The organism is Caproiciproducens puteiluti (genome assembly GCF_052442865.1).
Taxonomy (GTDB): domain Bacteria; phylum Bacillota; class Clostridia; order Oscillospirales; family Acutalibacteraceae; genus Caproiciproducens.
In genome coordinates this window covers 637185-652838 of the sequence record NZ_CP194790.1, presented here as the reverse complement: position 1 = coordinate 652838, position 15654 = coordinate 637185, and the positions used below count along the sequence as shown (strand labels likewise).

Here is a 15654-nt window from a genome sequence, read left to right as displayed (position 1 = left end):
CTCCTAATAATTATTTGAATCGCGGCTGTCCACCGTGAGGGTCTTGACGCTGCCGTCCGGGTTCGTGACCGTCCAGTGCAGCAGGGTGTTTTCCCGCAGGACGGTAAGCCGGCCGCCGAGACCGCCCATATCTTCCCCCAGAAACATGGCGATCGCCTGTACCGGGCATTCCTTTACGCAGGAAGCGCACCCCCAGCATCTTTCGGCGCGCGGGATCACCGCTTTCCCCGTTTTGTCCAGGCGGATCAGGCTGCCGGGGCAGACTTTGCGGCACCGCCCGCAGCCGATACATTTTGCCGCGGTAATTTCAATGCTCATACGCGTCTCCCTCCCGCACAAGCGACCTAAAAATCATGTTCAGCCGCCCGTTTTCCAGCCGGGAATTGACATAGCAGTTCCATTCGGCGCCACTTTCCGGGTAATCGGTATTTTCAGCGAAGCTGTGCCAGCGGGTTTCCTTGCGCGCGCCCAAGTGGGCGATCACTGATTTGCAGAGCGTAAGGCGCTCGCGAAGCTCCAACAGGTAAACCAGCTCCTGCATCTCCGAAGCGGCCAGCAATTCGGTTTTCCGTTCCAGCTCACAGATTTTATCAGCGGCTATGCGCAGGGATTTCTCTGAAAAACGGTAATGAGTTCCGATTCCGCCCGCGTATTCGTCCATTACGGACTGCATGGCTTCTTCCAGCCCGTCTGTACCGTACGGCACCGCGGGGCGGTTCAGAAAACCCTCCAGCCATCGTTTTTTTTCTTTGGCATCCCCCGGATCGGGAGGGGCTGTTTGATCGTCCATATAGGCTGCCGCCGCTCTCGCCGCGATCTCCCCTTCCACAAACGCGCCCGTAACGTATTTCTGCGGGCAGCCTCCGGCCACATCCCCCGCCGCGAACAGGCCTTTGATCGTGGTTTCGCGGCTGGTGTCCACCCAATACCCGCTGGCGGTGTGCCCGCCGACGATATACGGCTCGGTACCCTCGATCTCCACATTCTGTACGCCCGGCGTCCGGCCGCTTTCCAGCCACCGAAGGGTTTGGCTGGGGGCCATATTGAGATAGGCTTTTTGCAGATCCTCATCCTGCTCTTTGGTGATTCCCACGGTTCGCAGATAACAGGGGCCGCGTCCTTCCAGATTTTCCATCACCGTGCCATGCACCCGCTGGGAGGTGGTAACGCCGTATTTCTGCTCGTATCCCTCGCCCAGCGCATTGATTTGTTTTGCGCCCACTCCCTGCGCCAGCGTCCCGGTCGGGGCAATGGTGTCCTTGCAGCGCAGAGCGATAAAGCGCATTTCAAAGGTGGTCATTTCCGCCCCGGCAAGAATGCCCATGGCGTAACCCGCGCCCGTGTTAAAAGGCGGATACCACATTTTATGGCGGGAAAAACCGGGGTGGTTGGGCCGATACAGCCCCGCCGCGCCGCCGGTGGCACAAAGCACGGCTTTGGCCGAAATCACATAGAGCACCGGTTCGTCGACACCGATTGCATAGGCCCCGAGAATCCGGCCGTCCCTGACGATGTACTCAAACACATTCACTCGGTTCAGCACGGTGATCCGCGGCTGAGCGGCAACGGCTGCGGCTAAAATCGGCTTGATATTCTCGCCGTTGATTTTGATATTGCGGCTGCCGCGGGCCGCATACCGTCCCTGATCATCCTTCAGGATCGTCAGCCCGAGGGACTCCATTCTGGCAGCCGTGCGATTCAGCCCCTCGGCCATGGTCAGCAGAAGATCGCCCCGGACAATCCCCTGTGCGTCCGCACGGGCATAATCCACATAATCCTGGGGCGTTTTCCCCGGCACAATATAGGCGTTGATGGCATTGACTCCGGCAGCCAGGCAGCCGCTGCGTTCGATGTCCGCCTTCTCGGCGATCAGCACGCTGCCGCCGGACGCTTCGCAGAAGGTCAGCGCCGCGTAACAGCCCGCCGTGCCGCCGCCGATAATCAGAAAATCCGTGGTCAGCGTTCTGATTTCCAAATCCATCTTATCACCTACTTTACATACATATTTAATATGATATTGATTATTATACGCGGGATACGCCGAAAAAGCCAGCGCCGATTCCGCAAACGTTACACAAAAAATCTGTACCATTCAAAGCGCAAATCAGCGCAAACGTTTTCCGGTTTTCCGCTTGCAATTTTAATGGAAAACAAGTATTATATTAAACATATAATTTTAATATGTATTTATGAATGGAAAGGAGGAATCCAGTTGACATTGAAAGAAATCGCGGCAAAAGCCGGGGTATCTGTTTCGACCGTATCACGGATTATCAACTCCCCGGACGACAGCTTTGCCCGCAAGGAAGTACGGGACCGGGTCTGGTCGATTATCAGGGAAACAGGCTACACGCCCAATCAGAGCGCCCGGGAGCTGAAACAGGGAAGAACGAGGGCGCCCAAAGCGCCTGCCGGTGCGGTAGCCTGCATTTTGGGCAGAACGAAAACAATCGACGACGATCCTTTTTTTGCGCAGCTCGCAAGGGTCATCGAACAGCAGGCGATGGAATGGGGCTATCCCGTACGGCTTTCCTATTCGGTTTTCGATATCAAAACGACCGTGCCGGAGAAAATCGAGCTGTTCAAAGCGGACGGAGCCATTGTTCTGGGACGGTTCAGCAGCGACTATATCGGCTTTCTGGAAAAGCACTATCGGAACCTTGTCTACGTGGGCCGCAACATCATCTCCGCCGGCTGCGATCAGGTCATCTGCGACGGATACGAGGCGACACAGATTGCGATGAAGCACCTGATTTCCTGCGGTCACCGGCGGATCGGCTATATTGGCGAGATTGCAAACGAGGTCCGATACCGGGCGTATCTCGATACGCTCCATGAACATGGACTGGATTGCTCCGCAGGCTTGATCAGCAACTGCCCGCAAAACGGAGCCGGAGGATATCAGGGAGCGGAGCATCTGCTCAGAACAGCCAGTCCGCTTCCCACCGCTGTTTTCTGCGCAACCGACATGGTCGCAATTGCCGCCCTGCGCCGTTTTACAGAGGCGAAAATCAAGGTCCCGGAACAGCTTTCCGTCATCAGCATGGATAATATTGAACTGTCCGGATACGTTTCCCCGATGCTGACTACCGTGGGGATGCCCATCGTCGAAATGGGCAATGTGGCGGTGCAGATTCTCATCAACAGAATCCAGAAACGGCACAGGCTGCCTTTGAAAATTTTTTTGCCGAACAAGCTGGCGATCCGGGAGAGCGTTGCAAATTTAAATGCAGAAATCTGCATATGACGCTTCCCCGCGTACAGCAGCGCCGAAATGCGGCAGCGATTCCCAAAAACGCCTGAAAATCAGAAATGCACCTTGGTACGGCTGACGACAAGCCAAATCAAGGTGCATTTTTGTACAGCTTAGTTTGTGACAGAACACTTTCAGTCAGCCGGCTCAACGGCGCCGCTTCGACCGGCAGGGCCGGGCTTTGCTGCTGCCGGGAATCGTCCGCCCGCGGGGAAGGGCGGCTTTAAATGTAAAATGTCTGTTCGTTATTTAAGGATGCGTTTTCCACCAGCTGGACCTGCCGGTCGTTATAGAGATACAGCCGGTAAATCAAAACGCTGACCTCCTCGCCCGCGGTGAGCGGGTCGTCCTCCAGAGAACGGTAGGCGATCAGCTTTTCGCCGCCGACGTTCACCCGCAGCTCCAGCACATTGCCGCGAAAGAAAATGTCTTCCACCGTCCCGCGCTCCGAGGCGTGGGGATAAAGCTCCTTATCCACCTTCGTGACGTGCACAAATTCGGGCCGGAGCACGGCTGTGGCATAGCCTTCATTGGTTTCAAACCCGTGGAACCTGCCGTAATCTTCCACGACGATCGATTCCCCAATGAATTTTGAGGCAAAGGGGGTAGCGGGATTCTTGTAAATGTCTACCGGCGTTCCGATCTGCTCGATTCGCCCTTTGTTGGTGATGATGATTTCATCCGCAACCTCCACCGCCTCTTCCTGGTCGTGGGTGACGAAGATGCTGGTGATGCCCACCTTGTTGATGGTCTCTCTCAGCCAGGTGCGCAGTTCCTTGCGGACCTTGGCGTCAATGGCGGCAAAGGGTTCGTCGAGCAGCAGCAGATGGGGCATTGGCGCCAGCGCGCGGGCGAAGGCCACCCGCTGCTTCTGCCCGCCGGAAAGCTGGTGCGGGCGGCGCTTTTCCAGGCCCTCCAGCCCAATCAGCCGAATCAGCTCACCGACCCTCTCTTTGATATACGCCTTGTCTTTCTTCTGCACCTCAAGCCCAAAGGCAATGTTGTCGAACACCGTCATGTAGCGAAAAAGCGCATAATTCTGGAACACAAAGCCGATTCCCCGTTCGCTGGCGGGCAGGTCGTTTACCCGCTGGCCGTCAATGACGATGGTGCCGCTGTCCGGCGTTTCGAGCCCGGCGATGATACGCAGGAGGGTGGTCTTTCCGCTGCCGGAAGGACCGAGCAGCCCGATCAGTTTGCCCTGTTCAATGGAAAAGCTGACATTGTCCGCCGCCTGAAACCCGCCGAATTTTTTATTGATATTCTGAAGCTCCACATACATATTGCTTACCTCTTCTCTCTCTTGATGCGGTGTTCTACGATATTGCGCAGAATAAGGATGATTACCGCGATCAGGACCAAAATGGAGGAAACGGCAAAGGCGGCCGTCAGCTGGAATTCATTGAACAGAATCTCCACATGAAGCGGGAGGGTGTTGGTTTTGCCCCGCAGATGTCCGGATACCACCGATACTGCGCCAAATTCGCCCAGGCTCCGGGCGGTACAGAGAATCACGCCGTATAACAGCGCCCATTTGATATGGGGAAAAGTGACCCTGCGGAAAATGGAGAAGCCTTTGGCCCCCATCAGCGCGGCGGCCTCCTCCTCTTCATTGCCCTGAGCCTGCATCAAAGGAATCAGCTCGCGGGACACAAAGGGGAAGGTAACAAAAATCGTGGCCAGCACGATGCCGGGCACGGCAAACACAATTTTGAGATTCATCGCTTCCAAAAGCGGATAGGCCCAGCCGATCCGACCGAACACGAGAATGAACACCAACCCCGCGATGACGGGCGAAATGGAAAAGGGAATGTCGATCAGGGTGGTGAGCGTCTGCTTTCCCCGAAAGCGGAATTTGGTGATTGTCCACGCCGCGAAGATGCCGAACACCGTGTTGACAACAATCGTAATCCCGGTCGTCAGCAGAGTCAGCTGCAGCGCCTTGACCGCGTACTCGTCGGTAATGGACTTGGAAAAGGTCTCCCAGCCCTGCCGCAGGGCATAGACCAGCACGGTGGCAAGGGGCAGGACCAGCATAACGACCAGAAATGTCCCTCCCAGCAGGATGAGGGTCCCTTTGATCATTTTTTGTTTCATCCGGTTTACCCCCTTGCGATTTTATTGATTCTGGCCTGGAGCAGATTGATGCCGAACAGCAGAACAAAGGCGAATACAATCATGACCAGCGCGATGGAGGTGGCGGCGGCGTAGTTGAACTGTTCCAGCTTATTCATGATAATCAGCGGCGTAATCTGCGTTTTATAGGGGATGTTCCCCGCGATAAACACCACGCTGCCGTATTCCCCGATACAGCGGGCAAAGGCCAGCCCGAACCCGGTCAGGGTGGCGGGCAGAATTTCCGGGAACACCACCTTAAAAAAGATGCGGGAGCGGCTGGCCCCCAGCACCAAGGCCGCTTCCTCGTACTGCGGGTTCAGCTTTTCCAGCACCGGCTGGATAGAGCGCACTACAAAGGGGATGCCGATAAAAATCATGGCAATCACAATACCGACGGTCGTGTAAGAAATTTTGACGCCGATCCGGTCAAACAACCGGCCGATCCACCCTTTGTCGGAATACAGGGTGGTCAGCGAGATGCCGGCCACCGCGGTGGGCAGGGCGAAGGGCAGTTCGATCAGGCCGTCCAGCACCCGCCGGAACGGGAATTCATAGCGGGTCAGAATCCACGCGAGGAGAATCCCGAAAACCGCGTTGACCACGGCGGCAATGGCCGCGCAGGACAGGCTCACCCGATAGGTAGCCACCGTCTGCTTGTCGGTGATCACCCGCCAAAAATCAGCGAAGGTCGTACCCGAAAGGGTCAAAAAAACCGAACACAGGGGAATCAGCACAATCAGGCTGAGCATGGTGACGGTAATCCCCATGGAGAGCCGAAAACCCGGTATGATATTATTTTGTCGCTTTCTGGAACGCTTTTTCAAAGGAAACATTTGCAGGCCCCCTATGATCGGTAATCGTAAATGAATCACTATTTTTTATAAATCTGGTCGAAGATCGCACCGTCCGCAAAGAACTTCCCGGCCGCTTTTTCCCAGCCTCCGAAATCGTCGTCGATGTTGACCATCTCGATATTCAGATTAAAAGTGTCGCCGAATTCCTTCAGAATGTCGGGGTTGGAGGGGCGGTAGTAGTTTTTACCCTCCAGGCGCTGTGCATCGTCCGAATAAAGGTATTCCAGATACGCTTTGGAAACTTCCTCAGTGCCGTGCTTTTTGGCGTTGGCATCCACTACCGCGACCGACGGCTGGGCAAGAATGCTCAGGGACGGGGTGATGATCTCAAAATCATCCGGATGCTCTTTCTGGGAAAGGAAGGCCTCGTTCTCCCAAGCCAGCAGCACATCTCCCTGCCCGTTTTCCACAAAGGTGGTGGTGGCGCCGCGGGCGCCGGAATCCAGCACGGTCACGTTGGCGTACAGCGATTTCAGAAATTCCTGGTCTTTGGCTTCGTCTCCGCCGAATTTCTTATCCGCATATGCCCAGGCCGCCAGAAAATTCCAACGCGCGCCGCCGGAGCTCTTGGGATCGGGGGTGATGACTTCCACGCCGGGTTTCACAAGATCGTCCCAATCCTTCAGATTTTTTGGGTTGCCCTTGCGGACCAAAAAGACGATGGTGGAGGTGTAGGGTGCGCTGTTCTTCGGGAATTCATTCACCCAGCCGTCCTCAATCAGGCCGCCTTTGCGCAATTCATCCACATCACCCTCAAGCGCCAGCGTAACCACGTCGGCCTCGTTGCCTTCCAGCACCGAACGGGCCTGTTTGCCGGAACCGCCGTGTGACTGGGTGATTTCCACCTTCTGCCCCTTCTCTTTCTCCCAGTATTCCTGGAAAAGCTTGTTGTACTGCTCGTAAAGCTCGCGGGTAGGGTCGTAGGAAACATTGGAGATGGCCACCGGCTTGGCGGAAGACGCGGCGGCCGCGGAAGAATTTACGGAAGAGGCCGCGGGAGAATTATTCCCGGCGCAGCCAGCCAGAGTTCCCGCAACCGTGGCCAGGGCGATTGCCAGAGCCAGTGTTTTTCTAAAAGAAAATGTATGTTTCATAGAAATATCCCTCATTTCATCGTTTTAGATTGTTTGCAAACCGGATTTGGAGGTGATTGCCGCATCACATGATCTATCCTTCCAAATCCGTGCAACATCGAAAACGAACCGGGATACGCAGGTTGCTTCTGTTCAGCATGAGTATCACCCTTACCTCTTAATACATATATAATTGATATGTATAGTATTGTTTTATAATACCCTAATGCTTCCGGTTCTGCAACGGGAAATTAAGCAATCGTTTGCGCGGTACTGTCATAAAGTGCCTGGTTCTGATGTCCCGATGCCTCGGCTTCCCTCGCATGAAACTGTACTTTTACGGAAGCCCCTAACCGGCGTCCCCGGCAGGCAACCTGATTCCGTTCCCGAAGTGACCTATAAAGAAAGGCCATGGCGAATTCGCCATGGCCAGGGAGGAAAGTATTGAAAAAGGTTCTTGTTAGCGATTTTGTCCGTAATACGCGTGCGCCCCATGCTTGCGCAAGAAATGTTTGTCAAGCAGTTCCTGCTGCATCGGCCCGTCCTGGGCCTCTGCCATCTCCTGGGTGTGCCAGGCCATCATGGCCAATTCTTCCAGCACTACGGAATTGTGCACCGCCTCAAAGCAGTCCCTGCCCCAGGTAAAAGGCCCGTGGGAATGCACCAGAACGGCGGGGATATCGGCGGGATCCGCTTTTTGAAATGTTTCCACAATCACATTGCCGGTTTCCGTTTCATAGGCGCCCGCGATTTCTTCCGGGGTCATTTTTCTGGTACAGGGGATCGGCCCGTAAAAATAGTCGCCGTGCGTGGTACCGTAAGCCGGAATGGACTGTCCCGCCTGCGCCCAGATGGTCGCCCATCGGGAGTGGGTATGGACAATTCCGCCGATCGCGGAGAAATTCCGATACAGGACGCAGTGCGTCGGCGTGTCGGAGGAGGGATTCAGTTCGCCCTCCACCTTTTCCCCGTCCAGGCTCATCACGACCATATCCTTCGGTTTGAGCCTGTCGTATTCCACGCCGGAGGGTTTAATGACAAACAGCCCGGATTCCCGGTCGATTCCGGAAACATTCCCCCAGGTGAACACCACCAGATTGTGGGCGGGGAGCTGACGGTTCGCCTCGCAGACCTGTTCCTTCAATTCTTCCAGCATTCGTCCTCATCCCTTCCGGATTACTTTTTGAGCTTCCAGATCAGATCGTTCCAGGTGAGTTCCTTGCGAAGCTCGTTGATCTCGGTTTCTCTGCCGATGTGAATAAACTCAATATCCATGATTTCAGCGAAATCGCGCAGCTCTTCCGCCGTAAGCGAATAGCTGATGACGGAATGGTGCGCGCCGCCCGCGTAAATCCACGCTTCCGCGGAGGTTTCAAGGCTTGGGAGCGGCTTCCAGAGAACGGCGGCCACCGGGAGGTTCGGCATTTCGTGAACCTGCTCCTGGCATTCCACATCGTTGACGATCATGCGGAACCGGTCGCCCATATCAATGATCGTCGCAAGCACCGCCGGGCCTGACTTGGCTTTGAAGGTCAGGCGCGCCGGGTCCTCGCGGTCGCCGATTCCAAGAGGAACCACCTTGATTTTCGGGCGCTCCGCGGCGACACTCGGGCACACTTCCAGCATATGGGCGCCCATGTTCATGCCGCACTCCGGGTCAAAGTTGTAAGTGTAATCCTCCATAAACGCCGTACCGCCCGTGCAGTCGGCCGCCATGAGCTTCATAATGCGGCAGAGAGCCGCGGTTTTCCAGTCGCCTTCCCCGGCGAACCCGTAGCCCAGGCGCATCAAATCCTGCGCGGCGAGACCGGGCAGCTGGCGGAGCTGCTGCAAATCCTGAAAATTGGTGTGGAAAGCGCCGAACTTTTCTTCTTCCATGAACTTCCGAAGCGCGACCTCTTCCCGCGCCTGATAGCGCACGGCTTCGAGATTCTCCGTTGCCATATCGTAAACTTCGGCGTATTGCTCCATCTGGGCGTCGATTTCCTTCTCGGTAACGGCTTCCACCATGCGGATGATATCGCCGACGCCGTAATGGTCGACCTGCCAGCCGAATTTGATGTGCGCCTCCACCTTGTCGCCGTCCGTTACGGCCACTTCGCGCATATTGTCGCTGATACGGAGCACGCGGAGCCTGCGGCTTTCAAACGCGCCGACCGCCGCGCGCATCCAGCGAGCCATACGGTCACGCATCCCGGCATCCTTCCAATAGCCGGAAATGACCTTCTGCGGAATACGCATACGCGCAAGGATAAACCCATGCTCCCTGTCGCCGTGGGCGGACTGGTTCAGATTCATGAAATCCATGTCGATGCTTTCCCACGGGATGTCGCGGTTGAACTGGGTATTGATGTGCAGCAGCGGCTTCTGCAGGACGGAAAAGCCGCGGATCCACATCTTTGACGGAGAAAAGGTATGCATCCAGGTAATAATGCCCGCACACCGGGGAGCGTTGTTTGCCTCTGTGATCACCTTATAGATTTCATCGGAATTGCGCACCACGGGCTTAAAAACCAGGGTGCAGGGGATGGACGGGTCCGCGTTCCACTCGTCTACCATGATTTTGGAATGCTGATCGACGGTTTTCAGCACATCTTCTCCGTAAAGGTCCTGGCTTCCAACCACAAACCAGAATTCGTATTTTTTTAAAGCTGACATATGTATCCTCCGATTATTCCTAATTTTAAAGATTATTTTTGCTTCATTGCTTTCAGGTGCTTCATCACATCATTTTCACCGCGCCCGAAATAGTCGTGCAGGGTGCGGTATTCCCGGAACAGCGCGTCGTAACGCTCCGAATTTTCGGGGATCGGAGCATAGACGGTGTCTTTGATTTTTCCCATTGCGCGGGCCGCTTCAAATACGCTGTCGTAGCCGCCGACTTTCTTTCCCGCCGCCACGGAAGCGAAAATGGCGGAACCGAGCGCGGGCCCCTGAAGGGAACCCGCAATCTTCACGGGCATTTTAATTACATCCGCGTAAATCTGCATGGTCATTGGGTCCTTTTGTGAAATCCCGCCGGAAGCGTAAAACTCCTCGACCGGAACGCCATGCTCACGGTAATTTTCAATAATCATACGCGTACCGTAGGCGGTCGCCTCAATCAGCGCGCGGTAAATTTCCTCCGGTTTGGTCCGGAGCGTCATTCCGACCATCATACCGCTCAGGTCGACGTCGACCAGAACCGAACGGTTTCCGTTCCACCAGTCCAAAGCAAGCAGGCCACTTTGCCCGGGACGCAGCTTTTCCGCCTTTTCCCGCAGGTACTGATGAATATTTTTGTTTTGCCGGTTCGCTTCTTCCCAATAGGAAGCAGGCAGGCAGTTGTCGATAAACCACGCGAAATGGTCCCCGACGCAGGACTGCCCGGCCTCATAGCCGAAATAGCCCGGCATGACGCCGTCTTCCACCACGCCGCACATTCCCGGCACCTGGTGCTCCTCTTCGCCCATCATAATATGGCAGGTGGAGGTGCCCATAATGGCCAGCATTTTGGACGGCCCGTCGATTCCGACCGCGGGCACGCACACATGCGCGTCCACGTTGCCTACGGCGACCGCGGTACCCTCCCTCAGGCCGGTGAGCTTTGCCGCCGCCGGGGTCAGCGTGCCCGCCCTATCCCCGAGCGGAAGAATGTCACGGGAGAGCTTTTCCTCCACCACATGCTCCAGCTTTGGATGAAGGGCCTTGAAAAAGTCATCGGAGGGGAAGCCCGTGCGCTTGTTCCAGATTTCCTTGTAGCCCGCGGTGCAGGAATTGCGGGTCTCTTTTCCGCAGAGCTGCCAGATAATCCAGTCCGCCGCTTCAATAAAACGGTCCATCGCGTCATAGATTCCGGGGTCCTCTTCAACGATCTGCCAGATCTTTGGGATTGCCCATTCGGAAGAAATTTTTCCGCCGTAGTTTTTCAGCCACGGCTCGTTTCTTGCCGCCGCGATTTCATTCAGGCGGTTTGCCCTATCCTGCGCGGCGTGGTGCTTCCAGAGCTTGACATAGGCGTGCGGGCGGTTTCTGTACGCCGGAAGAAAGCTTACCGGCGTTCCGTCCGCCTTAACCGGCAGAACGGTGCAGGCCGTAAAATCCGTGCCGATTCCGATCACATCGTCCGGGGACACACCGGATTCCCTGAGGATGGCCGGAACCGTATTTGCCAGCACGTCAAGGTAATCCTGCGCGTCCTGCAGCGCCCAGTCATGGCCGAGCGGCGTTCCGTCCGGCAGATTTTTATCCATTACCCCATGAGGATACTCGTAAACGGAAGAAGCAAGTTCTTTCCCGGTCTGAACATCCACCAGAACCGCCCGGCCGGAAAGTGTGCCATAGTCAACTCCTATTGTATATTTTGACATAACAACATCCTCCATCGTAAAAAATGTACGTACAACTTTGTCGAAAACAGAGAGGCTTCTCAGCCCCTTTCTGTCTTCTGTCTTATTTGAGCACTCTGACGGACTTGCGTTCTACGATCGTCGGTTCAAAATCGACCGTGGCCTTAAATGCATGGTCCTGAATCAGGTGCAGCAGGTTTCGCGCCGCGGTTTCGCCCAGTACATTCATGGGGTGTGCGACCGAGGTAAACGGAACCTCACAAAGATCCGCAAGATCGGAATTATCAATACTTACCAGAGACAGGTCACCCGGAACCGCAATGCCGTTTTTCTTCATAATGTCCACCATCTGCATGGCGATCTCGTCGTTGTAGCAAATCAGAGCGGTGCAGTCTTTTACACGCCGGAGGACGATTTCCGCAAACTGCGTAAGGTCGGGAATATCCTCCGTAGAATACCAGAGCACGTTTTCATCATGGATTTCATACCCCGCTTTCAGCAGGGCGTCCAAATACCCGGCATAGCGCAAATGCCCCTGGTGGTCATCCGACTTAAAAATGCCAGCAATCCGCTTGTGGCCCGCATCGATCAGGTACTGCGCGGCAATCAGGCCGGCCGTGCGGTCGTTCATGGATACATGCGGTATCTTAATGCCCGGGTAACTGCTGTTGATAAACAGCACCGGAATCCTCTGCCGCTGGATTTCCTCATAAATCTCAGAATTCGGATTCGGCAGGCCGCTCTGGGTTGGCTCAATAATCATCCCGTCCACACCCTTTTCCAGCATGGAGCGCAGGACTCTGCTTTCGTTCTGAACCTTATTGTGCGTAAAGGCAAGCTGCATGGAGTACCCGGCCGTTGTCAATACATTTTCAATGCCGCGGATAATCTGAGGAAAAATATACGCGCCCACATAAGTGGTGACCACACCGATGGTCATAGTGGGTTCCCGTTTGGCCGACGCGTTGAAAATGATATAAGTGCCGCTGCCCTGCCTGCTTTCAAGATATTTGTCCTGCACCAGAATATTGATTGCCTGACGGACCGTCTGCCGGCTGATTCCGAACATTGCGCCCAGCTCGTTTTCGGAATACAGCTTTTCCCCGTATTTGAGCTCTCCCGTTTCGATTTTATTTTTGATCCAAGTGACCAGAGTCATATATTTTGGCATTTCCATCGCAGTGCTGCCTTCCTTTTTCCGTTATATTTTGAAATTATGATACATGAACCTTGTATAAATTGTCAATACATCTGAACAGCACTGGCAGACAAATCAGGAAGCCTTCTTTTTCGAAATCAGGTCGATTGTGACAGCGCCCAGAAGGACAAGGCCCTTCACGACCCTCTGGATATCGACGGACCAGCCGATCAGCGACATCCCGTTGTTCAGCACGCCCATGATCAGAGCGCCGACGACCGCACCGATAATGGTTCCGCTTCCGCCAAGCGCGGCCGCGCCGCCTATGTAACAGGATGCGATGGCGTCAAGCTCGAAACCATCGCCCGCTTTCGGCGTGGCAGACGCATTTCTGGCGGAGAGGACGATGCCGGCCAAAGCACTCATCAGGCCCATGCTCACGTAAATCCAGAACATCACGCGCTGGGTTTTGATACCGGAAAGCTTTGCCGCTTTCGCATTGCCGCCCACCGCGTAAATCTGGCGGCCGGGAACCGTGTTGTTGGTAACGAAGGTGTAGATGATAATCAGCACCAGCATCAGCGCAAGAACAACCGGAAGTCCGTTGTAACAGGCAAGCTTGATGGTAAAGAAGTTAATAATCAAAATAATTACGGCAAGCTTCACAATCTCCTGCCATACGGCAGGCACTTCAAATCCGTAGGATTTTTTCTTGTTGATGGAACGGATTTCCAGATAAATGACGATCAGGGAGGCAGCCACACCGGCCAGAATCGAAAGCAGCTCGATCTTTTGGCCGCCGATATAGGTATAGATTTCGGGAAGATAGCCTGCGCCGATCTGTACGTAATCCGTGGGCAGAGGACCCTTTGTCTGACCGCCGAGGATCACCATGGTAAGACCGCGGAAAATCAGCATGTTTGCAAGGGTCACGACGAATGCCGGAACATTCAGATACGCGATAAAGAACCCCTGCCACGCACCTACCAGAAGGCCGCACAGCAGAATCACCAAAAATGCAAGGCCAATCGGAAGATGAAGGTCCAGAACCATAATGGCGCACGCGGCGCCGGTAAAGGCAACCACGGAGCCGACGGACAGGTCCACGTTGCCGGTCAATACACAGAGCAGCATACCGACCGCAAGGATAACAACGTAGCTGTTCTGCATAATCAGGTTGTTAACGTTCATCGGGCTGACATTTTTACCGCCCGAAAGCAGATTAAAGATAAAATAAATTAAAATGAGGGCAATCAGCATTCCGTATTGCTTTGCATTTGTACTGCTGGATTTTTTCTTTGCAAGACTTGAAGTACTCATATCGCCTGCTTCTCCCTTCTGGTATGTGACATAATGATTTTCATAATCATTTCCTGAGAAAAATCTCCCTTATCCAATTCACCGGCTATTTCGCCCTGGTTCAGGACATAAATCCGGTCGCAGACGCCGAGAAGCTCCGGCATTTCGGAGGAAATAAAGATAACCGCCTTGCCCGCTTTCGCAAGGTCGTTGATAATCTCATAAATTTCATATTTCGCCCCTACATCGATTCCGCGTGTCGGTTCATCCAGAATCAGGATGTCGGGGTTGGCAAGAATCCATTTGGAAAGAACGACCTTCTGCTGATTTCCACCGGAGAGCGAACCCGTGATCTGCCTGATGGAATTCGTTTTGATATTGAGCTTTCCGCGGTATTCTTCTGCAGCCACGATTTCTTCGTTCTGGTCGATTACCCAATTCCTGGAAAAGCGGTCGCGCAGGCTCGAAAGCGTCATGTTCCAGCGAACGTCGTTGATCAGAACCAACCCGTAATTTTTCCGGTCCTCCGAAGCGTAGGCAATCCCGTTGCGGATCGCATCCTGGACATCGCGCAGAATGAGCTTCTTTCCGTCTTTATAGACCTCTCCGGAAATTTTGCTTCCATAGGATCTTCCAAAAATGCTCATCGCGAGCTCCGTGCGTCCGGCGCCCATCAGACCCGCAAAACCGACCACTTCGCCCTTCCTGACATTGAAATTGACGTCCTTGAGCATAACGCGTCCGGGATCGTCCGGGTGGTGCACCGTCCAGTTTTTGACCTCAAACGCAACCTCGCCCGGCATACTTTCGCGGGGAGGATAGCGGTTCGTCAGCTCACGGCCGACCATTCCTTTAATGATCCGGTCCTCGTTCAGGTCGTCCTGTCCTTTCTTCAGCGTTTCAATCGTTTTGCCGTCGCGGATGACGGTAATATTGTCCGCTACCTGACTGAGCTCGTTCAGTTTATGAGAAATCATGATGCAGGTGATTCCGCGCTCTTTCAGCCCCAGAATAATATTGAGCAGCTTTTTACTGTCCTCATCATTCAGGGAAGCGGTGGGTTCATCCAGAATCAGCAGTTCCACCTTTTTGGCCAGCGCCTTCGCAATTTCGACCAGCTGCTGCTTGCCCACGCTCAGCTTATTGACCTGTAAGTTTACGTTTTCGTCGGAAAGGCCGACTTTTTCCAGAATTTCCTTTGCCTTCTGCCTTGTCTGGCTCCAATCAATCACATTTTTTACATTCGTAATTTCGTTGCCCAGAAATACGTTTTCCGCGATGGACAGATAAGGGCTCAAGGCAAGCTCCTGATGGATAATCACGATGCCCTTCCGCTCACTGTCCCGAATGTCGCGGAATTTGCATTCCTCGCCGTTATAAATAATTTCACCGGAATAATCGCCGTAGGGGTAAACCGCGGACAATATGTTCATCAGGGTGGATTTCCCGGCTCCGTTTTCGCCGCAAAGGGCATGAACCTCGCCTCGCTCCACCGTAAGGTTTACATCGTCCAGGGCCTTTACCCCGGAAAATTCCTTCGTGATATGCTTCATTTCCAGGATGACATCAGCCATGCTACGCACCTCGCTCC

The 15654-nt window shown here is 54.4% G+C and carries 13 protein-coding genes; 1 reads left to right on the top strand and 12 read right to left on the bottom strand.

Annotated elements, in window-relative coordinates; all coding sequences use genetic code 11:
• Positions 1 to 3: 3 nt before the first annotated feature.
• Together ACRQU7_RS03185 and ACRQU7_RS03180 are read right to left on the bottom strand one after the other, a co-directional pair.
• Positions 4 to 318: a 4Fe-4S dicluster domain-containing protein gene (locus ACRQU7_RS03185; RefSeq protein ID WP_444643640.1), complete on the bottom strand. Its 315-nt coding sequence runs from the start codon at positions 316 to 318 to the stop codon at positions 4 to 6.
• Complete coding sequence (locus ACRQU7_RS03180) at positions 308 to 1981, bottom strand: adenylyl-sulfate reductase subunit alpha (protein WP_444643638.1); 1674 nt, start codon at positions 1979 to 1981, stop codon at positions 308 to 310. The genes ACRQU7_RS03185 and ACRQU7_RS03180 overlap by 11 nt, the downstream gene beginning before the upstream one ends.
• A 231-nt stretch (positions 1982 to 2212) precedes the next feature.
• Here ACRQU7_RS03180 and ACRQU7_RS03175 point away from each other — a divergent pair, with 231 nt between their 5' ends.
• Positions 2213 to 3247 carry a LacI family DNA-binding transcriptional regulator gene (locus ACRQU7_RS03175; protein WP_444643636.1) on the top strand — a complete coding sequence of 345 codons (1035 nt, stop codon included), beginning with the start codon at positions 2213 to 2215 and terminating at the stop codon, positions 3245 to 3247.
• 229 nt (positions 3248 to 3476) lie between these two features.
• Here ACRQU7_RS03175 and ACRQU7_RS03170 read toward each other — a convergent pair whose 3' ends face one another.
• The 10 genes from ACRQU7_RS03170 to mmsA form a co-directional block, all read right to left on the bottom strand.
• Positions 3477 to 4535, bottom strand: a complete 1059-nt coding sequence (locus tag ACRQU7_RS03170; protein WP_444643634.1) for a sulfate/molybdate ABC transporter ATP-binding protein — start codon at positions 4533 to 4535, stop codon at positions 3477 to 3479.
• 5 nt (positions 4536 to 4540) lie between these two features.
• Entirely contained in the window at positions 4541 to 5350 is an 810-nt protein-coding gene (cysW, locus tag ACRQU7_RS03165; RefSeq protein WP_141827101.1) for a sulfate ABC transporter permease subunit CysW, read from the bottom strand.
• Between the two features lie 5 nt (positions 5351 to 5355).
• Positions 5356 to 6204 (bottom strand): sulfate ABC transporter permease subunit CysT, encoded by an 849-nt coding sequence (gene cysT, locus ACRQU7_RS03160; RefSeq protein WP_038322464.1) that lies wholly within the window; start codon positions 6202 to 6204, stop codon positions 5356 to 5358.
• Between the two features lie 38 nt (positions 6205 to 6242).
• Positions 6243 to 7319 (bottom strand): sulfate ABC transporter substrate-binding protein, encoded by a 1077-nt coding sequence (locus ACRQU7_RS03155; RefSeq protein WP_444643631.1) that lies wholly within the window; start codon positions 7317 to 7319, stop codon positions 6243 to 6245.
• Positions 7320 to 7758: 439 nt separating this feature from the next.
• A complete protein-coding gene (araD, locus tag ACRQU7_RS03150) occupies positions 7759 to 8454 on the bottom strand; it encodes an L-ribulose-5-phosphate 4-epimerase (protein ID WP_444643629.1) in 696 nt (231 codons plus the stop codon).
• A 20-nt stretch (positions 8455 to 8474) separates the two neighbouring features.
• Complete coding sequence (gene araA, locus ACRQU7_RS03145; RefSeq protein WP_444643627.1) at positions 8475 to 9956, bottom strand: L-arabinose isomerase; 1482 nt, start codon at positions 9954 to 9956, stop codon at positions 8475 to 8477.
• 32 nt (positions 9957 to 9988) lie between these two features.
• Positions 9989 to 11647 carry a ribulokinase gene (araB, locus tag ACRQU7_RS03140; RefSeq protein ID WP_444643625.1) on the bottom strand — a complete coding sequence of 553 codons (1659 nt, stop codon included), beginning with the start codon at positions 11645 to 11647 and terminating at the stop codon, positions 9989 to 9991.
• An 82-nt stretch (positions 11648 to 11729) separates the two neighbouring features.
• Positions 11730 to 12803 (bottom strand): GntR family transcriptional regulator, encoded by a 1074-nt coding sequence (locus ACRQU7_RS03135; RefSeq protein ID WP_444643623.1) that lies wholly within the window; start codon positions 12801 to 12803, stop codon positions 11730 to 11732.
• Positions 12804 to 12899: 96 nt separating this feature from the next.
• The gene (gene mmsB / locus ACRQU7_RS03130; RefSeq protein ID WP_444643621.1) at positions 12900 to 14084 is read right to left on the bottom strand and encodes a multiple monosaccharide ABC transporter permease; all 1185 of its coding nucleotides are present in this window, start codon (positions 14082 to 14084) and stop codon (positions 12900 to 12902) included.
• Positions 14081 to 15637 carry a multiple monosaccharide ABC transporter ATP-binding protein gene (gene mmsA, locus ACRQU7_RS03125; RefSeq protein WP_444643619.1) on the bottom strand — a complete coding sequence of 519 codons (1557 nt, stop codon included), beginning with the start codon at positions 15635 to 15637 and terminating at the stop codon, positions 14081 to 14083. The genes mmsB and mmsA overlap by 4 nt, the downstream gene beginning before the upstream one ends.
• Positions 15638 to 15654 lie beyond the last annotated feature (17 nt).